We start from the raw sequence: 20,998 nt of genomic DNA on the forward strand, positions 1-20,998 counted from the left end.
AGATAGTTTTGTTGAAAATTAAATTGGAAGTGTGATCCATTGTTACTATCCGTGAAAACACTGTACTAAAGTTTAAAACCTACATTACTTATACGCATGAAACAAGTATCTACATTACTATTCTTCTTATTAATCATTACTACAGCATATGCCCAGCAAGGCATGGTGAAAGGCTCGGTGGTGAATAAAGAGGGGAAGCCGGTGCAATTTGCCAACATTGCCATTCCTGCCCTGCGTACCGGCGCTACAGCCGACCAGCAGGGTATTTTCAATATAAAAAACCTGGCAGCAGGTACTTATGATATCAAAATATCAATGGTAGGATACCAAACGGTTAAGCTGAAGAAACAAATTACCGCAGGTCAGACAACGGTATTGAATGTTTCACTGGAAGAAGATCTGTCGAAGTTAGATGAAGTAGTAGTAACCGGTGTATCCCGCGCCACGGCTGTCCGGAAAAATCCTATACCCATTGCCGTTATTGGTAAGAGGGAAATGAATATGAACGTAAATAATAACATCATCGATGCTATTATTAAAGGAGTACCGGGTGTAAGCGCGGTAACAACCGGCCCTAATATTTCAAAACCATTTATCCGTGGGCTGGGCTACAACCGTGTACTGACGCTGTTCGATGGCGTACGGCAGGAAGGACAACAATGGGGGGATGAACATGGCATTGAAATAGACCAATACGGCATTGCACGGGCGGAAGTGGTGAAAGGCCCTGCCAGTCTTACCTATGGCTCCGATGCCCTGGCCGGCGTGATCAACATGATCCCCGACATCCCGGAACTGACACCCGGAAAATTACAGGGCAGCTTTCTCACTGATTACCACAGTAATAACGGGATGATAGGTTCTTCACTTGGATTGGCTTACCGGCAAAACGACTGGAAATATGTATTGCGGGGCACTGTAAAGGCAGCGCATAATTACCGCAACAGCGTGGATGGGTTTGTATACGGCACCGCCTTCCGGGAGTATAATCTCACGGCATTGGCAAGGGTAGATAAATCGTGGGGGCATTCCCAGTTCGGCGCTACACTTTATGACAATACACAGGAAATTCCTGATGGCAGCCGTGATTCCCTGACCCGCAAGTTTACAAAGCAGGTGAAAGACAGTGGGGATGATATAAAAGACCGGCCACTGGTGCCGGAAAATGAGCTGCGCACTTACACCATTAACCCGTTGCATCAGCGTATCCAGCATTACCGCGTGTATAACCATTCCAAATGGAATGTGGGTACCGGCGATATTAATACTATGATTGGCGTGCAGCAAAGTATCCGGCGGGAGTATAATCACCCGGAGATGCCTGAGCAGCCTGGGCTGTACGTGGTACTGAATACATTGAACTATGATGTGCGCTACAATTTGCCGGTAATGAACGGATTGGAAACAACCATAGGGGTAAACGGTATGTACCAGTCGAATAAAAGTAAGAACGGCACCGATTTCCCCATTCCGGATTATAACCTGTTTGACATAGGCGGATTTATTTTTGCCAGGAAGTCTTTTGGTAAGGTAGATGTATCGGGTGGTATCCGCTACGATAACCGCTCTATCCGCTGGAATGATTTCTACGTGGGACCCAATAAACAGAATGGCTTTGAGCAGCATGCGCAGTTGCCGGATACCGCGGGAGCCCATCTGCAGTTCCCTTCTTTCAGTCATCAGTATACCGGTATTTCCGGCAGCCTGGGCGCTACCTGGAACATCAGCGAGCGGGTGCTGGTAAAGGCTAACATTGCACGGGGCTACCGTGCGCCGAATATCACAGAGATTGGCTCCAACGGTCTTGATCCGGGGGCGCATATTGTATACCTGGGAAACCGTGGATTTAAGCCGGAGTTCAGTTTGCAGGAAGATATTGGCATTCAGGCCTGGTTGCCGGATGCGGATATCAGTGTGGAGTTGTTTAACAATAATATTGAGAACTATATCTACCAGGCAAAGCTATATGATAATACCGGCAACCCGGTGGTAATTGTGCCAGGTAACGCTACTTACAAGTACCAGCAATCTGCCGCGAGGTTATTTGGAGCGGAAGTGAGTGTGAATCTCCATCCGCGGAGTATTGCCTGGCTGACTATGAATAACAGTATCGCCTACACGCAGGGGCGTAACCGGAATATGGAACTGATTAGTACGCATGGCGACGAGGCACGGTATCTGCCGTTTATACCCCCCACGCATATACGCAGCGAGCTGAAGGCAACCACCCAACGCAATTATGGGATATTCACCAAAGCCTATGCCCGTGTGGAGGCTGATATTATCGCTGACCAGCCCCATTTTTACGGGGTGGATGATACTGAAACATTTACGCCGGGATATACTCTTTTCAATATAGGCGCCGGTTCGGGTATTCTTAACAAAAAAGGGAAAACGGTGTGTGAAGTATTCCTGCAGCTGGATAATGTGGCCAACGTAGCCTACCAGGCCAATATGAACCGGTTGAAATATTTTGAATACTACAGCTCCTCCCCCAATGGGCGGCTGGGCATATATAACATGGGCAGAAATTTCAGCGCTAAAGTGATTGTACCGTTTTAGGGAAGATTACCATAGTTTAAGTCCCATTTTAATACCTATCTGGAGACTTGGCAGTATGCTGACCATTTTACCATCGTTCAGTGATACTTTGTCGTCGTCGAAATGATAGGTACTGTATTTATAGATTTTACTGCGGATACCTACGCCGATGAAGGGATCCAGGATAAAGCGGTCTTTTTTGAACTGCCGGCCTATTAAAAGCTGCAGGCCAATTACGGTTTTATCTCCGGAGTTGGTGTAGGTAATATTACTGAAGGTATTGTCTTCATTAGGATAGAACACCTTTTTAACGAATAATACAGGTTCAAAGTAAGTGCCGGCTGCGCGGGAGGGCGACATTTCCTGTGAAATAAGGTACAGGCGTGCACCCACGCGGAAGCCGAGGCCCCGGCCGTCCACAAATTGTTCCGTACTGATGTCTGGTTTTTTCTGGCCGATATCAATCTTTTTCGCCAGCACATAATCCGGATAATCGGTATAGATACCACTGATACCTACCTCCAGGCTGAATTTATCAGTTATTTCCTGTTCCAGGTAAATATCGAGTTCATTAATTAAGGTGGTGGGATTTACTTTAAGAAAGGTGTTTTTGCTCAATTGTGTTTTACCATCCTGGGCAGAGGATGATAAAATAAACGAACAGGATAACCATATTAACAGCAGTGTCTTTTTCATACAGTTGTAAGGGTTAGACTGGCTTCAGGACCTCCATCCGGGCGTTTGTCAGCTTTCAGAACCGGTCAATAATCGTTCCACAATTACCGGAAACCACTGATGTTCCAGCGCCTGTACTTTACGTGCTACCGACTCGGGCGTATCTTCCGGTGTAATGATAATGCGTTCCTGCAGGATTGTTTCCCCGTCGTCGTATTTCTCGTTCACGAAGTGGATGGTGATGCCACTTTCTTTTTCTCCGGCAGCGATAACGGCTTCGTGCACAAAATGTCCATACATTCCTTTCCCGCCAAATTTTGGTAACAGGGCCGGATGGATATTGATAATGCGGTTAGGAAAAGCCTGTACCAGGTTAGCGGGGATTTTCCATAAGAATCCGGCCAGCACTACCAGGTCGATCTTTTGTTCTTTTAATAACCGGATGTATTTATCTGAATGGAGGAAGGCCTCCTTTTCAATGAGTATACTGGTAATGCCTTCGCGTTCGGCAATCTGTAAAACACCGGCTCCGGGTTTGTTACATACAATTACGGTAACCCTGGCCTTATCTGACTGTTTGAAATGATCTATAATTTTCTGCGCGTTGCTTCCTGCACCCGATGCGAATATGGCAATATTTTTCAAAATCTCTTACTGTTTGAGTAGGGTACAAAAATAGATAATTTAGCAGGGATTTAAAGTAATGAATATAAAGAGGCCCCCAACATGCTTGGAATACGCTTCAGGCATGCTTTATACCGGCCTTTGACACGCCTTTGAGGTGGACTTGATGGGGAGTTGAGGTGGACTTGATCCTTATTTGAGATATTCCCCGCAGCCCTGGTATGTTTTGTCTTTCACCTGTACCTGTACGGTATTGGGTTTCATCAGTCCGCTCATATCGTCGGTGCAAACGGTGTTGCGGATACTTACCGTGATATCCGGTGTGGTATACACCTTTAAAGTATCGGTATTGGGTTTTGCCGGGGGCAGGGTTGCCTGCAGGCTGTCGTCGTTAACGTTGTTGAAACGTATTTTTTTGTTATCAAGATCGAGGCTCCAGAAGGGTTCGTTGCCGTTGGCGGTGAACCGGATGCCGGCTTTTGTCTTTTCGGCGAGCAGCTGCCTGCGGTCGCCACCCTCTACGGGCTTGAGGATATAGTTGCTGGCCAGCACACCTTCAATCCGTTTGCCTTTAGTGTCGAGGAGGAGGAGTTTTCCTTCGGAGGCGAGGAAGGAGGTGCTGTCCGTTTTCTTTTGGAGCATTACGGTGGAGTCGGAGGTTTGTTTCCAGGTACCGGTTTCCACGGCGGCTATCCCCTGTCCTCTTCCCTGGTAAGCCACCAGTTCATGAAACGTATGATCGTCAAACAAACTGATCTGGTAGTCCATACCGGGGCAGTCGGCGCACGGGAGGGTACCCTGGTAGGTGCCGGTTATTACTGCGGGGGTGGTTATACCCGGTGTACTTTTTTGCCTGGTGCTATCGTTTTGGGTGGTAGAGGTATTATTATTACAGGCCACGAAGGCGGTAAGCAAAACGGGGAATATGATACTTTTTTTCATGGGAGCGATTTTTTCGGTGGTGGATTGAACATTCTGGTCCGCCGGCAGGTTATAAAGGTAAAAATAACAACTCTCGCAGAAATTAACTGCGCTGACAGATAATATATTATATTGTGTGTTGAAGGATATAGGGGACCACTATTTGATTTTCATCTGCATATATTATAATTATATCCCCGCAAACCTTGCCCCACGTTATGATGTAGACGTGCGCCCACAGAGGAATTGAACTTTCAATTAAAATAATAAGTTTTGAAAGGAAATATTAAACAAAGTGTTTAAATAGGCCAGCAGCAAGACTTTCAGCTCAATCGTTGTTCAAAAAACGGGTTAAAAACAGCATTCTATAAGACAATAATTTTTTTTAATTGTTGGTAAATTGTCAACATTCTGTCTTATTTTTGCTGGCACTTTTAAGAAACTTTAGGTCAAATCTAAACTATATAGGCTGTGTATCGTCGTGTTTCCATTCTTTTGCGCAAGCATTTTGTGAGTGTGCTTATTCTATGCGCTAGTATAGTAATTCCGTTTTCTTCTGTTAAGGCAGCGGATCCAGCGAAGGGTAAAGCATTATTCCAAACAAATTGCGCTTCCTGCCATAATGTCCATAAGAAGCTGACAGGTCCTGCATTAGCGGGGGTAGAAGATCGCTGGCCCGATAAGAAATTATTGCACCAGTGGATCCATAACTCTGCGTCTGTACTGGCTACGGGAGACAAGTATGCTAATGCTCTGTACCTGGAGTACAACAAGACAGCGATGACGCCGTTTCCTCAGTTATCCAACGAGGAAATTGACGACATCCTGGCTTACGTAAAAGTTGAGCAGAGCAAGACAACTGGTCCTAAAACATCAGGTGAACCCAGTCCAGATGGTGCTGAAGACAAAGGCAATGACAACAGTTTACTGTTTGGTATCATTACACTGATCCTTGCAGTAGTAGCGCTGATTCTCATGCAGATCAACAGCAACCTGAACAAGCTGGCTGGTGATAAAGAGGGTGTTCCTACTCCGGATCCTGTTCCTTTCTACAAAAATAAAGCTTACCTGGCGCTGATTATCCTGGTGCTGTTCATGGTAGGTGGTTACTTCACTATTCAGGGGGCTATCGGCCTGGGTCGCCAGAAAGACTATATGCCGGAGCAACCAATCTTCTACAGCCATAAGGTGCATGCGGGTATCAACCAGATCAACTGTTTGTACTGCCACGCCGGTGCTGAGAAGAGTAAGCATGCCATGATCCCTTCCGAGAATATCTGTATGAACTGTCATAAGGCCATTAAGGAATACTCCGGTCCTGAGCTGACAACTGCAGAAGGTAAGAAGGTAGATGGTACTGCTGAAATTGCAAAATTATACGATTACGTAGGATGGGATCCTGAAGCTGGTAAATATACCAAGCCAGGCAGACCGATCGAATGGACTAAAATCCACAACCTGCCTGACCACGTTTACTTTAACCACTCTCAACACGTGGTTGCCGGTCAGCAACAATGTCAAACCTGCCACGGTGCTATCACCGAAATGGATGAAGTACATCAGTTTGCCGATCTCTCTATGGGATGGTGTATCAACTGTCACCGTACTACCAAAGTGCAGTTTGCTGACAACAACTATTACAGCATCTTCGAAAAGCTTCACCAGGATATTAAAGATAAGAAGATCGATAGCGTAACAGTTGAGATGGTAGGTGGTACTGAATGTCAAAAATGTCACTACTAGGAAGGATTTAGAGAGATTTTCTCTTAATCAGAAGATATCAAATTTATAAACGTAACTCGTTAATATAACATGGAGCAAAAAAAGTATTGGAAAGGCTTGGAGGAGTTGCACAATACCGATGCGCATCAGGAAATTGTGAAGAATGAATTCAGTGAAGAACTTCCGTTCGAGAGTGAAGGCCTGTTGAATGCTACTACCCCCCGCAGGGATTTTCTGAAATATCTGGGGTTCACCACCGCTGCAGCCGCTATTGCTGCCAGCTGTGAAACACCGGTTAAGAAAGCGATTCCGTATGTAAACAAACCGGAAGAGATCACCCCGGGTGTAGCCAATTATTATGCTTCTTCTTACGCCATTGATGGCGAATACGTACCGGTTGTGGTGAAAACCCGCGAAGGTCGTCCCATCAAAATGGAGGGGAATACTTTATCAGCTATCACACAGGGCGCTACATCTGCCAAAGTACAGGGCGCTGTATTAAGCCTGTATGATACTGCCCGTCTCCGTTTCCCATCTATCGGTGGTACGGAAACAACCTGGGCAGAACTGGATAAACAAGTAGGTGCAGCACTGGCCGGATTAGGCGGTGCTCCTGTTGTTTTATTAAGCGCCACTTTACTCAGCCCCACTACCAAAAAAGTGATCGGCGAGTTCCTGGCAAAATATCCAAACTCCCGCCACGTAGTATACGATGCAGTTTCTTACTCCGGTATGCTGCAGGCAAATGAAGCCTCTTACGGTCAAAGAGTTGTTCCTTCCTACCACTTTGAAAATGCCAAAGCGATAGTGAGTTTAGGTGCAGACTTTATCGGAACCTGGCTGAACCCTGTTGAATATGCCCGCCAGTTTTCTTCTACCCGTAAGATCAATGCACAGAAACCCGAAATGTCCAAACTTTTCGCGTTCGAAAGCCATATGAGCCTTACCGGTGCAAACGCGGACGAAAGATATACACACAAACCTTCTGAAACCGGTGCAGTAGCACTGGCACTGCTGGCAGCAGTTGGCGGCAGCGTAACCGCTCCGGCTATTGCTGACAAACGTGTAGCAGACGGTATCAAAAAAGCGGCGGAATCACTGAAGGCCAATGCCGGTAAAGCACTGGTAGTAAGCGGTTCTAACGATGTAAACGTACAGATCATTGTAAACGCCATCAACAACATCGTTGGCGCCAATGGTACTACCATCGATTTCGCATCTCCATCCAACTACCGTCAGGGTATCGACAGCGACATGACCAAACTGGTAAGCGATATGAACGCGGGCAGCATCGGCGCTGTACTGATTTATGGCGCTAACCCTGCTTACGACTACTTCGAATCTCAGAAATTCGCAGAAGGTCTGAAGAAAGTGAAAGTCGCGGTATCCTTTAACGACAGAAACGACGAAACAACTGAACTGTGTAAATATGTAGCTCCTGATCATCACTTCCTGGAATCCTGGAACGATGCTGAAGGAAGAGCAGGTTACTATAGCTTTGCCCAGCCTACTATCCTGCCGCTGTTTAAAACACGCGCTATACAGGATACCCTCCTCACCTGGTCTGGTAACACTACCACTACCTGGGCTGACTACCTGAAAAATGAGTGGATCAGCAAACTGGGCGGACAGGAAGCATGGGATAAAGCATTACAGGACGGTATTGTTGAACCAGCTGCTGCTCCTGCTTTAGGTGGTGCTACATTTGCCGGTGATATTGCCGGTGCTGCATCGAAGATCGGCAGTGCCAAGAAAGGTGGTAAACTGGAACTGGTGCTTTATGAAAAAGTGGCTATTGGTGCCGGCAGATCTGCCAACAACCCATGGTTACAGGAAATGCCTGATCCGATTACCCGTTCTACCTGGGGTAACTACGCCTGTATCTCCAACAAACTGGCTAAAACTTTCTCTACTCAATTAGGTGATGATTACGAAATCAACGCAGAGAAGAAAGTGCTGAAAGTGAAAGCCAACGGTAAAGAAATCGAACTGCCGCTGCTGATTGTTCCGGGTATGCACCCTGAAGTAATCGCTATTGCAGTAGGTTACGGCCGCAGCAATAATGTAGGAAGAGCTGCCGGTGGTATCGGTAAAAACGTTTATCCGCTTGTTAGCTTCAATGGTCAGAACTTCGACTACTTCGCTGTTGACGCAACAGTAGAGGCTACTGGTCAAAAAGAAATTGTTGCTTTAACGCAAACACATAATAGCTACGAAGGTCGTCCGATCGTTAAAGAAACTACCCTGGAAGAGTTCATCAAGAACCCTAAAGAGGTAAACGAAGACAGACTGGAACTGAAGAAATTTGGTCCTGACTTCCGTAAGGATGCTACCCTGTATCCTAATTACAGCTACCCTGGTATCAAATGGGGCATGTCTATTGATCTGAACACCTGTTTCGGTTGTGGTGCATGTACAATTGCCTGCCAGGCAGAAAACAACGTTTCTGTTGTGGGTAAAGAAGAGGTGGCTAAAGCGCATGAAATGCACTGGATCCGCATCGACCGTTACTTCAGCGGGGATGAAGAGAATCCGGAAGTGGTGTTCCAGCCGATGCTGTGTCAGCATTGCGATAACGCGCCTTGCGAAAACGTTTGTCCGGTTGGCGCAACCAACCACAGCTCTGAAGGTATTAACCAGATGGCATACAACCGTTGCATCGGTACCCGTTACTGCGCTAACAACTGTCCTTACAAAGTACGTCGCCTGAACTGGAGAGACTGGAATGGTGCTGACAGCTTTGAAAACAACCTGTACGATGTAGCTGATATGAACGATAACCTGACCCGCATGGTACTGAACCCGGATGTAGTGGTTCGTAGCCGTGGTGTGATGGAAAAATGTTCTTTCTGCGTACAACGTTTACAGGAAGCTAAACTGGATGCGAAGAAAGCTGGTCACCCATTGAAAGATGGAGCTGCTAAAACCGCCTGCCAGCAAGCTTGTGGCGCTGATGCGATCGTATTTGGTAACATCAACGACAAGAACAGCGAAATCTATAAGATTCGTAACGAGCAGCAGATAGACAGGATGTACTACGTGTTGGAAGAAACACACGTACTGCCATCAATCAGCTACCTGGCGAAGATCAGAAACAAGGATGCCGCTCCTAAAGCAGAAAAAGAGTCTGCTCACAAGGAAGAAGCGCATCACGCGTAATGGTCTTAACCGGTAACCGTTAAGAAAAAGACAGAAAGAACAGAATCTGAGATCATAACAAAAGACAAGGGCTAGTAGCTAGAAGCTAGCAGCTAAAAGCTTATAGAATATGCATTTAAAATACGAATCCACACTGAGAGAACCTTTGGTAGACGGGGTTAAGGATTATCACCAGGTAACGGAAGATATCATTAGTCCCATTGAAGGGAAGCCCGGAAAACTGTGGTATGTAGGCTTTTTCATCTCCCTGACACTGTTGGGCTTTGGTGCCTTTTCTGTGTTCTGGCAGATCTATTTCGGTGTCGGAGTATGGAATCTGAATAAAACCATCGGTTGGGGTTGGGATATTACCAACTTCGTATGGTGGGTAGGTATTGGTCACGCCGGTACCCTGATTTCCGCGATCCTCCTGCTGTTCCGCCAGGGTTGGCGTACAGGGGTGAACCGTGCGGCGGAAGCGATGACGATCTTCGCGGTAATGTGCGCCGGTCAGTTCCCGATCATTCACATGGGTCGTGTATGGATGGCGTTTTTCATTCTGCCTTATCCAAATACCCGCGGTCCGGTATGGGTTAACTTTAACTCTCCGCTCCTCTGGGACGTATTTGCGATCTCTACTTACTTTACCGTATCCCTGCTGTTCTGGTACTCTGGTCTCCTTCCGGATTTCGCCAGTGTACGTGACAGGGCTAAAACAAAATTGCGCAAGTTATTATATGGTGTAGCAGCATTCGGCTGGACCGGTTCTACCAAGCACTGGCAACGTCATGAAGCACTGTCGCTGGTACTGGCAGGTTTGGCTACTCCACTGGTACTGTCTGTACACACGATCGTATCTTTTGACTTTGCGACTTCCGTAATTCCTGGTTGGCATACTACCATCTTCCCTCCTTACTTCGTGGCGGGTGCGATCTTCTCCGGATTTGCGATGGTACAAACGCTGCTGATCATTACACGTAAAATATTACATCTTGAAGAATACATTACCCTGGGTCACATGGAAGCCATGAACAAGGTAATTGTGTTAACGGGTTCTGTAGTAGGTTGTGCTTACCTGACTGAATTATTCATGGCATGGTATGGCGCTAACCCTTACGAGTTCGCTACTTTCTTCAAATACCGTGCTGCCGGTCCGTTAGGATGGTCATATTATATCATGATGACGTGTAACGTGGTAACGCCGCAGGTATTCTGGTTCCGTAAAATGAGAAGAAATGTAATGGTGACTTTCGTAATGTCTATCATTGTGAACATTGGTATGTGGTTCGAGCGTTTCGTAATCATCTGTACTTCACTGTACCGCGATTACCTGCCATCCAGCTGGTCATACTATCGTCCGTCCTGGCCTGAAGTAGGTTTCTACATGGGTACTTTCGGTTTGTTCTTTACCTGCTATTTCCTGTTTGCTAAATACTTCCCTGTAATTGCACTGGCTGAAATCAAGTCAATCCTGAAAACATCCGGTCAGAACTACAAGGAGAAAATGGAAGTGTACGAAGAAGAGCCTGCAGAGAAATTTGCTCATGATGTGGCTCACGCACATTAATAGATGAATTAAGAGAACTTATTACCTGGAATTTGAATTTTTAAATATATGGCTGTTAAAAAATTTGTTGTAGGCTTGTTTGACGATGAGGCGGTATTGTTTCCGGCAGTAAAGAAAGTACGCACTGCAGGATACAAATTGCACGATGTATACACTCCTTTTCCTGTTCACGGCCTCGATCATGCAATGGGTTTAAGAGAAACCAGTCTGCACACAGCCGGTTTCATATATGGTATCACGGGTACCACTACAGCATTGGGTTTCATGAGTTGGGTATTTAATGTAGACTGGCCGCTGAACATTGGTGGTAAACCACATTTCCCGTTACCAGCTTTCATTCCTATTACTTTTGAGCTGACCGTATTATTTGCGGCAGTGGGTATGGTGATGACATTCTGTTATCTGTGCCAGTTAATGCCGGGTGTAAAGAAGCACATCTTCCATCCAAGACAAACAGACGATAAGTTTGTGATGGTAATAGAGCTGACAGAAAAAACCAATGCGGAAGAAGTAAAGAGCTTCCTCGCTGCTGCAGGTGCACAGGATATCAACGAGCAGAAGGCTGAAGCAGGATGGTGGTTCGGAAGATACGATAAGGACGATGAGCCTTATCTCCGTAAGATTCAGACCGCAAACGCTTAATTAAAATAACAGCTAAAACATACCGTTGCGACATTAGGATTTGAGCAAGCAAGAACTAATGAAAGCTAGATAAATAATTTCTGATGAAAAGGACTTCCAACATATTGATTGTAGCCGCATTGGCAACTGGAGCTTTCCTGGCAGCCTGTAACAGGGGGGAGCATAACAGAAAGCCCGGCAGGATTTATATGCCAGACATGTATGAATCCCGTGCGTATGAATTTTACAGTGCTCGTTTGTCAGGCCTGAAGCCAGTGGAAGGAACAGTAAAAAGAGGAGAACTTTTGCCATACCATCTGAAAGAATCAGATACGGCACTGGCTAATCTGGTAAAGAATCCATTAACTATTACGCCATCTGATCTGAAGGAAGGCGAACGTTTATTTAATATCTACTGTGGTATCTGTCATGGTACTGCATTAGATGGTAATGGTCCGCTGTACAAAGGTGGAGATGGACCTTATCCTGCAGCTCCTGCCAACCTGATTGCCGGTGCAAAATCCGGTTATACAGAAGGCCGCCTGTTCCATGTAATGACTTATGGTTATAACATGATGGGTAGTTATGCCAGTCAGCTCGACAGAGACCAGCGCTGGAAGATTGCTGCTTATATCAAGAGTAAACAGCCAGGTGCTGCCGCCCCGTCTGCCGCTCCTGCTAACGATAGCACTGCAGCTAAATAAATGAGTTAAACTGAATTTCAATCAAGTATTTTAATATACAGTAATGAAAGACCAATTTGTAGTACCGGCAAGATTAAAAAAGACCAGCTTCGTGTTAATGGGCGTGGGCTTGCTGACGTTATTGATCGGATTAATTGCGTTTCGAGGTGAGAACGCGACACGGTTTTGGGCCGGTCTGTTGCAAAACAGCAGCTTCTTTTTGCTGATTACATTGGCGAGCACCTTCTTTATCGCTGCTACTACCCTGGCACATGGTGGCTGGCAGATTGCTTTCCGCCGTGTACCTGAAGCGATTTCAATGGCCGTTCCCGTTTTGTCTGCCATTTTATTTGTGATTGTAATGATCCTTGTTTTTGGTGGAAAAGAAGATATTTACCACTGGGTAAACGCACATCACGTAGCGGAGGATAAGATCCTGACCTGGAAATCTGCTTTCCTGAACAAAGGATTCTTTACCGTAGCTACTATCCTGACACTGGGCCTCTGGATATTCTTTACCCTGAAGCTCCGCAAAATGTCTATCGAAGAAGATGGATGGGATCTGCGTCCTGAAACAGGCCGTAAATTACTCTGGAGAAATACGGTTGTATGCGGTGGCTTCCTGGTAGTATTTACCCTGAGCGTTGGATCTACCACACCATGGGTTTGGTTAATGAGTATTGATGCACACTGGTTTTCTACCATGTACAGCTGGTACACTTTCGCCAGCACCTGGGTATCCGGTCTGTCGCTGATAGCACTGTTTGTAGTATATCTGAAAAAACACGGTTATCTCACTTATGTAACAGAAGAGCACCTGCACGATCTGGGTAAATTCATGTTTGCATTCAGCATTTTCTGGACTTACCTCTGGTTCTCCCAGTACATGCTGATCTGGTACGCCAACATGCCGGAAGAAACAGAATACTTTCAGCCGCGCGTTTGGGGCCAGTGGAGACCCATCTTTTTCCTGAACCTCCTGATCAACTTTGTTACTCCGTTGTTGTTCCTGATGAAAAGGGACACCAAACGTAACTATACTGCCATCGTTTTCATCGCTATTGTGATCATCTTCGGTCACTGGCTGGATTTCTGGCAAATGGTTTACCCAGGCACCGTTAAAACCCTGGTATTCCCTTGGTATGAATTCGGACTCGGACTCGGTTTCGTAGGACTGATCATCTTCCTGGTATCTAACCAGCTGACTAAAGCTGCATTGGTTCCGAAGAATCATCCTTACCTGAAAGAAAGTATCGTTCACCACACCTAATTGGGTGATCAAGGAGATTAGGCAAAAGAAAAGCATTAGATAACTTAATTATTTCATATAGCAATGTCAGGATTTTTAGCAGTCTTAGTTGTTGTTCTCATATTCATAGTCATCTTCCAGATTGCGAAGGCGAGCGAATATGTGTCCATATTGAAGGGAGAAAAGAAAGCGCGCGAGCAAAGCAACCGTATAAATGGTTTCCTGCTGATTGCATTCCTGGTGCTGGGGCTTATAGGAGTGTACTACTGTAATGATTTGCTGAAGGGCAAGATCCTGGGCGAATCTGCATCAGAACAGGGCGAAGGCGTTGATACCCTCATTTACGTAACACTGGCCATCACCGGTATCGTGTTCGTGGTTACCCAGGTTGCATTGTTCTGGTTTGCATTCAAATACCAGGAGAAAGAAGGACGTAAAGCATTTTACTTTCCGCATAATAATAAACTGGAAGTTATCTGGACCGTTATCCCGGCTATTGCCTTAACAGTACTGGTGGCTTTTGGTTTGAAACACTGGTTCCAGCTTACTTCAGAAGCGCCGAAAGACGCTGCTGTGGTAGAAGTAACCGGCAAACAGTTTAACTGGATCTTCCGTTACCCTGGTAAGGATGGCGCCCTGGGTCGTCGTGACATTAAGAATATTGATCCTTCCGCCGGTAATGAACTGGGGCTGGACTGGAACGATCCTTTGAACAAGGATGACTTTATGCCTACCGAACTGCACCTGGTAGTTGGTAAACCGGTAAAATTCATCATTGGTTCCCGCGATGTAATCCATGACGTAGGTTTGCCTCACTTCCGCATGAAAATGGATGCGGTTCCCGGTATCCCTACTACCCTGTGGTTTACACCTAAGTACACTACCAAACAAATGAAGGAAAAAACCGGTAACCCGGATTTCACCTATGAAATTTCCTGCGATCAGATGTGTGGTAGCGGTCACTACTCCATGAGAGGCGTGATAGTGGTGGAAACTCAGGCAGAATATGATAAATGGGTAGCTGCCCAGAAATCGACATACAGCCTGACACACGCTGACACTGCAGCTCCGGCTGCGCCTGCCGGCGAAGCCAAAGCAGATAGCACACAAAAAGCAGTAGCTGCAAATATTCAGTAAGCTGTAATTTTGTGTAGAAGAATTTTTGACGGAGTACAATTAAAAACTAAAAAGACAAACTGACAAACGACGATACTTCCCGGGCGTTAGTTTATAATAAACCGAACCGATTATGAGTAACGAAGCAACATTGCACAGTCAACAGGAGGTAATGCACGGAGCGCATGATCATCATGATCATGAGCACCACCATGAAGACAGTTTCATTTCGAAATATGTGTTCAGCATGGATCATAAAATGATCGCCAAACAATTCCTGATTACTGGTATCGTTTGGGCTATCATTGGCGCTTTCTTCTCTGTACTGTTCCGTTTGCAACTTGGTTTTCCTGATGCCACTTTCCCCTGGCTGGAAAGTATCCTGGGTCATTGGGCTAAAGGTGGCCGCATTACAGCGGAAGCTTACTATGCACTGGTAACAATGCACGGTACCATCCTGGTATTCTTTGTATTAACGGCCGGCCTGAGCGGTACCTTCTCTAACCTGCTGATTCCTTTGCAGGTAGGTGCACGTGACATGGCCTCTCCCTTTATGAACTGTTTGAGCTACTGGTTCTTCTTCCTGGCCAGCCTGGTAATGATGGCTTCCCTGTTTGTTCAAACAGGTCCGGCTTCCGGAGGTTGGACGATGTACCCGCCGCTGAGTGCACTGGGAGACGCTTCCATCGGTTCTAAAATAGGTGTGGATCTTTGGTTGACCAGTATGGCGCTGTTTGTTGTTTCGCAGCTGCTGGGTGGTTTGAACTATATCTCCACACTGCTGAACATGCGTACCAAAGGTATGGCGATGACCAAAATGCCTTTGACTATCTGGTCATTCTTCTTCACTGCTGTATTGGGCGTATTGTCTTTCCCTGTATTGCTGTCAGGTTTCATCCTGCTGCTCATGGATCGTCACGCTGGTACCAGCTTCTACCTGTCTGATATCTTTATCGCCGGTAAAGCGTTGGCTAATGAAGGTGGTAGCGCTATTCTCTATCAACATTTATTCTGGTTCTTAGGTCACCCTGAGGTATATATTATCATCCTCCCGGCGATGGGTATGGTTTCTGAAGTACTGGCGGTAAGTTCCCGCAAGCCTATCTTTGGTTACCTGGCGATGATCGGTTCCCTGTTCGCCATCTGTATCCTGGCCTTCCTGGTTTGGGCGCACCATATGTTCGTAACAGGTTTGAATCCGTTCCTGGGTGCATTCTTCGTACTCTTAACCTTATTGATTGCGGTACCATCTGCCATCAAGGTATTTAACTGGATCACTACTATCTGGAAGGGTAATATCAACTTTACGCCTGCTTCCCTGTTCTCTATCGGTTTTGTGAGCACTTTCATCTCCGGTGGTTTAACAGGTATCTGGTTAGGTAACTCTTCTATCGATATTCACCTGCATGATACCATGTTCGTAATCGCTCACTTCCACATTGTAATGGGTGTATCTGCGTTCTTTGGTATGTTTGCCGGTATCTACCACTGGTTCCCTAAAATGTATGGCCGTTTCATGAACCAGACCATTGGTTATATCCACTTCTGGGTAACCATGATCGGTGCTTACCTGATCTTCTGGCCAATGCACTACGAAGGTATGGCGGGTATGCCAAGAAGGTACTATGATGTATCCGGCTGGGCTTCCTTCAAACAGTTTGGTGGTTTGAATGAGTTCATCACTATCGTGGTAATCCTGGTATTTGCAGTACAGCTGCTGTTTGTGTTCAACTTCTTCTACAGCATTTTCAAAGGTAGAAAGATGACCACACAGAACCCTTGGAAAGCAACTACCCTGGAATGGACTACACCTATCCATGCCGGTCACGGTAACTGGCCTGGTGAAATTCCTGAAGTATACCGTTGGGCTTATGACTATAGCAAGGATGGAAGAGATTTCATTCCGCAAACAGAGCCTATCGGACCTAATGAATCAGCGCACTAAAATATAGTTCGGAATTCCGGCAGGAAGATACCTTTCAGGCGAAAAATCTTCCTTCCGGGATTTTGTTCACTGTGATGTTTGTAAATTTGTTCCGGACTTAAACCCGGGATGTGGCTAGAAAAAAAATGTTGCAAGAAAACTCCATAAAATTGTCGTCATCATATGCGGTAGCAAGCAAGGTGAAAGATTACTCTCAGTTAATGAAGTTTAATCTCACCTTTATGGTGGTATTTTCATCTGTGGTTGGTTACCTGCTGGTGCCTGGCGTGGAGTTTAACTTAGTAAAAGTTCTTTTATTATTTGCAGGTGGATTGCTGGTTTCCGGATCAGCCAATACCATTAACCAGATTTGGGAGAAGGAAACAGATAAACTGATGGCGCGCACCGCTGTTCGTCCATTGCCTTCCGGGCGTATGCACGACAACGAGGCGATAGCTCTGGCTGCGGTAACCGGTGTTGCCGGCCTCCTCGTAATGGGGTACTGCTTTAACTGGTTAAGTGCTGCATTGAGCGGGTTATCTTTGGTGCTATACAGCTTTGTATACACACCCTGGAAAAAGTGGAATTCACTTGCCGTATTGGTAGGAGCTATTCCCGGCGCAATGCCCCCCTTAATTGGATGGGCAGCCGGCGCCAACAACCTGAGTGAAGGTGGCTGGTCATTGTATGCTATCCAGTTCCTGTGGCAGTTTCCGCATTTCTGGGCCATTGCCTGGATTGCGTATAAGGATTATACCAGGGCAGGCTTTAAAATGCTGCCGGGCAGCGGAGAACCCAGCAAGTACACCGCCATACAGGCCGCCATGTACACGTTGTTGCTGATTCCTGCCGGCGTAGCGCCTTACCTCCTGAAGATCACTGGAAGCATTTCTGCCATAGTGGCCATTCTGGCGGGTATTTTCTTCCTTTACAGGGCAGTTAACTTGTATAGAAAGAACGATGTTCCTGCAGCGAGAAAGCTCATGTTCGGATCTTATATTTATCTGACAATTGTTCAGCTGGTACAACTGCTGGATAAAGCGTAAAATGAAAAGAGGAGTGATGGATACTATGACATTAGAACAACGTAAGAAAATACATCCGCATAAATATTCCTTATGGATTGCCATGGGTAGTATTACCATGATGTTCATAGGGTTTACCAGTGCTTATATTGTTAAAAGATCCCAGGCAAACTGGCTGGCATTTGAACTGCCGCATATTTTCTGGATATCCACTGCCGTAATTTTAACCAGCAGCGTAACAATACACCTGGCTTTAAAGCAGTTCAGGGAAAGGAATATGCAGCGTTACAAACAACTGATCACCCTCACAGCATTTTTGGGTGTGGTGTTTGCGGCCTGCCAGTGGATAGGATTTTCGCAATTGAAGTCGGTAGGACTGCCCCTCAACGGGCCTGTTTCCGCTTCTTTTATTTATGTTATCGTAGGAGTGCACATGCTGCACGTGCTGGGTGGTGTAGTAGCACTGCTTATTATGTTTGGCAGGGCTTACAGAACCCGTGTACGGACCTACAGCGCAGTGCCCATTGAAGTAGCCGCAACATACTGGCATTTCGTGGATGTACTGTGGATTTACCTGTTAATTTTTTTAAGTATCGCCAGATAAACTTTGTAAAATTTTATAAAACAAACAATGGATACAGCAGTTACAGCGAAGAAAAAATGGTGGGCCGGAGGATATTCTCCCTTTAATGTGAGCTATGGTAAGTTGATGATGTGGTACTTCCTGATGTCAGATGCGTTCACATTCGGCGCATTGTTGATTTCATATGGTACCATCCGGTTTTCCAGCCCATCCTGGCCTGATCCGAATGAAGTGTTCCGCTCCTTCCCTGGCATGGGCCATGCCAACTTACCGTTGGTATTTGTGAGTTTGATGACCTTCATTCTCATCATGAGTTCTGTAACCATGGTACTGGCAGTACACGCCGGTCACATGAGAGATAAAAAAGCAGTGGCCAAATGGATGATCTGGACCATCATTGGTGGTATCGCGTTCCTGAGCTGTCAGGCATGGGAATGGACGCATCTGTACCACGAAGGTGCATGGTGGGGTCGTAATCCTTTCATGAACGTTGACGGAACACTGGCATCTACCAACTTTACCAACTTCTTCTTTACTATTACCGGTTTCCACGGTTTACACGTAACTTCCGGTGTGATCCTGAATATCGTAATCCTTGCCAACGTACTGAAAGGTACTTATGAGCACAGAGGTCACTACGAAATGGTGGAAAAAGTAGGTTTGTACTGGCACTTTGTAGACCTGGTTTGGGTATTCGTATTCACCTGCTTCTACCTGCTCTGAGCCGGAGACAAGCAGAATAGTACAAGGTTTGTTGTTGATTATTTGGAATCTGATTTTTAGAATTTATTTAATTTAAATAATAATGGAGCATACACATACTGAGGCTGGGCATGAAGCTGCACATGCCGATTCATCTACCAAAACAATCTGGAGAACGTTCTGGATCCTGTTGTGTATCACAATGGTGGAAGTAGGTCTGGCCTTTTTACATCTGGAAACTGGTTTCCCGAGCAGGGTATTCCTGAATGCCATCTTCGTTGGTCTCACCGTGGTGAAAGCTTTCTATATAGTTGCTGAATTCATGCACCTGGGTCACGAAATCAAGAACCTGATCCTTACCATATTGATTCCGTTACTGTTATTTGTATGGTTTATCGTTGCATTCCTGTATGAAGGGGATTCCTGGAAAAACATGCGGAAAGACCTGAAACCAGGTACGCCGGTGGAAGCACCAAAGGCTCCTGCAAAAGAAGGACATCATTATTAATTTCATCATAAACTATCAGGATCATCTCTCGCAGGGCTTTATTAGGAGTGTCGTTGGCTATATTGGTGCCGCTTTTGGGTTATCTCATTGTAGATCACTACGGAAAAAATGTGGTACCTGTACCCGGATACTTCATCCCGGAAAGAGTAGATACGATTTCTGAAGATGGTAAAGTTTCATACGATACCGTTTTTCATAAGATCAGGGATTTTAAACTTACCAACCAACTTGGAGAACAGGTGAGTTTGAAAGATATGGAAGGAAAAGTGTTACTGGTTGATTTCTTTTTCACCTCCTGCCCAAGTATCTGTCCTACTTTAACAAAGAACCTGAAAAAGGTACAGAGCGCTTATGTAAAGAATGACTCTTTGCTGCAGATCCTCTCCTTTTCAGTAGACCCGGAAAGGGATACGGTAGATAAGCTGCGTAAGTACGCATACGAATACCAGATAAATCCCGATAACTGGTGGCTGCTCACAGGTAGTAAAAAAGAAATCTACGACCTCGCCAGAAACGACTTTTTTGTTTCTGTAACACAAGGAGACGGTGGTCCGGACGACTTTATACATACCGAGAAGCTGGTATTAATCGACAAAAACAGGAATATCCGGGGATATTATAACGGTCTTGATTCCAATGATGTAAAAAGATGCGCAGGCGATATCGCCATATTGCATCTGGCAAAAGAAAGACACCGACCGGGTTTTGGAGCCTTCCTCAAAAAATTGTTCTCCGGAGAGAAGTAATAAAATAATTATCAAGGAAAGGTGAATAAGGAAAGGTTGTTCACCTTTCTTTATTCACCTTTTACATTTTAGTGGATATGGAATTTAAGAACAGAAATCTCAATACGCCTATCACCATCGTGTCGATAGTTATACCCGCACTGGTGGCGTTATTGTTTGTGTTGCCCAAGCCGGAAATGCATCCTGGTTTTGATATCAGGATACTGCCGCTGTTCCACGCTATTCTCAATACCAGCACCGCCGTTTTACTATTGGCCACTTTATATTTTATAAAGAACGGGCATGTAAAAGCCCATAAGATTACCAATTTAATTGCAGTGGGTTTGTCGGCCGTATTCCTGCTGTCGTATGTTACTTATCATGCGTTGGCTACAGAAACCCGGTTCGGCGACCTGGATCACAACGGTATTGTGGATGCCGGTGAAAAAGCCATGCTGGGCGGCATCCGTTATATTTACTATTTCCTGTTGCTGACACATATCGTACTGGCGGCTATTATTGTGCCGTTGGTGCTTTTCACCCTGCTGCGCGGCTTCCAGAATGATATTCCGCGTCACCGCAAAATTGCCCGTATTACGTGGCCTATCTGGTTTTATGTGGCGGTAACGGGTGTGATTGTTTATATTATGATTTCTCCCTATTACCACTGATAG

The 20,998-nt window shown here is 45.8% G+C and carries 18 protein-coding genes; 15 read left to right on the forward strand and 3 right to left on the reverse strand.

Features of this window, described 5'->3' with window-relative positions:
• Positions 1–96: 96 nt before the first annotated feature.
• Positions 97–2,562 carry a TonB-dependent receptor gene (locus AB6805_RS09070; RefSeq protein ID WP_370909109.1) on the forward strand — a complete coding sequence of 822 codons (2,466 nt, stop codon included), beginning with the start codon at positions 97–99 and terminating at the stop codon, positions 2,560–2,562.
• A gap of 6 nt (positions 2,563–2,568) precedes the next feature.
• Here AB6805_RS09070 and AB6805_RS09075 read toward each other — a convergent pair whose 3' ends face one another.
• The 3 genes from AB6805_RS09075 to AB6805_RS09085 all read right to left on the reverse strand — a co-directional run bounded on the left by AB6805_RS09075 (position 2,569) and on the right by AB6805_RS09085 (position 4,782).
• Positions 2,569–3,237 (reverse strand): hypothetical protein, encoded by a 669-nt coding sequence (locus tag AB6805_RS09075; protein WP_370909110.1) that lies wholly within the window; start codon positions 3,235–3,237, stop codon positions 2,569–2,571.
• 48 nt (positions 3,238–3,285) lie between these two features.
• Positions 3,286–3,861 carry a phosphoribosylglycinamide formyltransferase gene (purN, locus tag AB6805_RS09080; protein WP_370909111.1) on the reverse strand — a complete coding sequence of 192 codons (576 nt, stop codon included), beginning with the start codon at positions 3,859–3,861 and terminating at the stop codon, positions 3,286–3,288.
• A 171-nt stretch (positions 3,862–4,032) separates the two neighbouring features.
• Complete coding sequence (locus tag AB6805_RS09085; RefSeq protein WP_370909112.1) at positions 4,033–4,782, reverse strand: copper resistance protein NlpE N-terminal domain-containing protein; 750 nt, start codon at positions 4,780–4,782, stop codon at positions 4,033–4,035.
• A gap of 450 nt (positions 4,783–5,232) precedes the next feature.
• Here AB6805_RS09085 and AB6805_RS09090 point away from each other — a divergent pair, with 450 nt between their 5' ends.
• The 14 genes from AB6805_RS09090 to AB6805_RS09155 all read left to right on the forward strand — a co-directional run bounded on the left by AB6805_RS09090 (position 5,233) and on the right by AB6805_RS09155 (position 20,995).
• Positions 5,233–6,504 carry a c-type cytochrome gene (locus AB6805_RS09090; protein WP_370909113.1) on the forward strand — a complete coding sequence of 424 codons (1,272 nt, stop codon included), beginning with the start codon at positions 5,233–5,235 and terminating at the stop codon, positions 6,502–6,504.
• A gap of 69 nt (positions 6,505–6,573) precedes the next feature.
• The gene (locus AB6805_RS09095; RefSeq protein ID WP_370909114.1) at positions 6,574–9,642 is read left to right on the forward strand and encodes a TAT-variant-translocated molybdopterin oxidoreductase; all 3,069 of its coding nucleotides are present in this window, start codon (positions 6,574–6,576) and stop codon (positions 9,640–9,642) included.
• Between the two features lie 109 nt (positions 9,643–9,751).
• Entirely contained in the window at positions 9,752–11,188 is a 1,437-nt protein-coding gene (gene nrfD / locus AB6805_RS09100; RefSeq protein WP_370909115.1) for an NrfD/PsrC family molybdoenzyme membrane anchor subunit, read from the forward strand.
• Positions 11,189–11,236: 48 nt separating this feature from the next.
• On the forward strand, positions 11,237–11,830 hold the full coding sequence (locus tag AB6805_RS09105; RefSeq protein WP_370909116.1) for a DUF3341 domain-containing protein: 594 nt from the start codon (positions 11,237–11,239) through the stop codon (positions 11,828–11,830).
• Between the two features lie 83 nt (positions 11,831–11,913).
• Positions 11,914–12,513, forward strand: a complete 600-nt coding sequence (locus AB6805_RS09110; RefSeq protein ID WP_370909117.1) for a cytochrome c — start codon at positions 11,914–11,916, stop codon at positions 12,511–12,513.
• Positions 12,514–12,556: 43 nt separating this feature from the next.
• Positions 12,557–13,762, forward strand: coding sequence for a quinol:cytochrome C oxidoreductase (locus AB6805_RS09115; RefSeq protein ID WP_370909118.1), 1,206 nt, complete (start codon positions 12,557–12,559; stop codon positions 13,760–13,762).
• Positions 13,763–13,825: 63 nt separating this feature from the next.
• Positions 13,826–14,878 (forward strand): cytochrome c oxidase subunit II, encoded by a 1,053-nt coding sequence (locus AB6805_RS09120; RefSeq protein WP_370909119.1) that lies wholly within the window; start codon positions 13,826–13,828, stop codon positions 14,876–14,878.
• A gap of 112 nt (positions 14,879–14,990) precedes the next feature.
• The gene (locus AB6805_RS09125) at positions 14,991–16,802 is read left to right on the forward strand and encodes a cbb3-type cytochrome c oxidase subunit I (RefSeq protein ID WP_370909120.1); all 1,812 of its coding nucleotides are present in this window, start codon (positions 14,991–14,993) and stop codon (positions 16,800–16,802) included.
• A 125-nt stretch (positions 16,803–16,927) separates the two neighbouring features.
• Entirely contained in the window at positions 16,928–17,827 is a 900-nt protein-coding gene (gene cyoE, locus AB6805_RS09130) for a heme o synthase (protein ID WP_370909121.1), read from the forward strand.
• 1 nt (position 17,828) lies between these two features.
• Entirely contained in the window at positions 17,829–18,410 is a 582-nt protein-coding gene (locus AB6805_RS09135; RefSeq protein WP_370909122.1) for a heme-copper oxidase subunit III, read from the forward strand.
• A gap of 27 nt (positions 18,411–18,437) precedes the next feature.
• Positions 18,438–19,112 (forward strand): cytochrome c oxidase subunit 3, encoded by a 675-nt coding sequence (locus tag AB6805_RS09140; protein ID WP_370909123.1) that lies wholly within the window; start codon positions 18,438–18,440, stop codon positions 19,110–19,112.
• Positions 19,113–19,194: 82 nt separating this feature from the next.
• The gene (locus tag AB6805_RS09145) at positions 19,195–19,599 is read left to right on the forward strand and encodes a cytochrome C oxidase subunit IV family protein (RefSeq protein ID WP_370909124.1); all 405 of its coding nucleotides are present in this window, start codon (positions 19,195–19,197) and stop codon (positions 19,597–19,599) included.
• A gap of 74 nt (positions 19,600–19,673) precedes the next feature.
• Positions 19,674–20,345 (forward strand): SCO family protein, encoded by a 672-nt coding sequence (locus tag AB6805_RS09150; protein WP_370909125.1) that lies wholly within the window; start codon positions 19,674–19,676, stop codon positions 20,343–20,345.
• Positions 20,346–20,422: 77 nt separating this feature from the next.
• Complete coding sequence (locus AB6805_RS09155; protein ID WP_370909126.1) at positions 20,423–20,995, forward strand: DUF420 domain-containing protein; 573 nt, start codon at positions 20,423–20,425, stop codon at positions 20,993–20,995.
• Positions 20,996–20,998: the final 3 nt, after the last annotated feature.

Source organism: Chitinophaga sp. RCC_12, from assembly GCF_041360695.1.
Lineage (GTDB): Bacteria > Bacteroidota > Bacteroidia > Chitinophagales > Chitinophagaceae > Chitinophaga.

Bases quoted from the DNA above. Each gene is read 5' to 3' on its own strand.
- AB6805_RS09145 (WP_370909124.1), top strand. From the start codon at position 19,195: ATGGAGCATACACATACTGAGGCTGGGCATGAAGCTGCACATGCCGAT.
- AB6805_RS09110 (WP_370909117.1), top strand. From the start codon at position 11,914: ATGAAAAGGACTTCCAACATATTGATTGTAGCCGCATTGGCAACTGGA.
- AB6805_RS09115 (WP_370909118.1), top strand. From the start codon at position 12,557: ATGAAAGACCAATTTGTAGTACCGGCAAGATTAAAAAAGACCAGCTTC.
- AB6805_RS09140 (WP_370909123.1), top strand. From the start codon at position 18,438: ATGGATACAGCAGTTACAGCGAAGAAAAAATGGTGGGCCGGAGGATAT.
- AB6805_RS09125 (WP_370909120.1), top strand. From the start codon at position 14,991: ATGAGTAACGAAGCAACATTGCACAGTCAACAGGAGGTAATGCACGGA.
- AB6805_RS09095 (WP_370909114.1), top strand. From the start codon at position 6,574: ATGGAGCAAAAAAAGTATTGGAAAGGCTTGGAGGAGTTGCACAATACC.
- AB6805_RS09120 (WP_370909119.1), top strand. From the start codon at position 13,826: ATGTCAGGATTTTTAGCAGTCTTAGTTGTTGTTCTCATATTCATAGTC.
- cyoE (WP_370909121.1), top strand. From the start codon at position 16,928: ATGTTGCAAGAAAACTCCATAAAATTGTCGTCATCATATGCGGTAGCA.
- AB6805_RS09070 (WP_370909109.1), top strand. From the start codon at position 97: ATGAAACAAGTATCTACATTACTATTCTTCTTATTAATCATTACTACA.
- AB6805_RS09135 (WP_370909122.1), top strand. From the start codon at position 17,829: ATGAAAAGAGGAGTGATGGATACTATGACATTAGAACAACGTAAGAAA.
- AB6805_RS09085 (WP_370909112.1), bottom strand. From the start codon at position 4,782: ATGAAAAAAAGTATCATATTCCCCGTTTTGCTTACCGCCTTCGTGGCC.
- nrfD (WP_370909115.1), top strand. From the start codon at position 9,752: ATGCATTTAAAATACGAATCCACACTGAGAGAACCTTTGGTAGACGGG.
- AB6805_RS09105 (WP_370909116.1), top strand. From the start codon at position 11,237: ATGGCTGTTAAAAAATTTGTTGTAGGCTTGTTTGACGATGAGGCGGTA.
- AB6805_RS09075 (WP_370909110.1), bottom strand. From the start codon at position 3,237: ATGAAAAAGACACTGCTGTTAATATGGTTATCCTGTTCGTTTATTTTA.
- AB6805_RS09155 (WP_370909126.1), top strand. From the start codon at position 20,423: ATGGAATTTAAGAACAGAAATCTCAATACGCCTATCACCATCGTGTCG.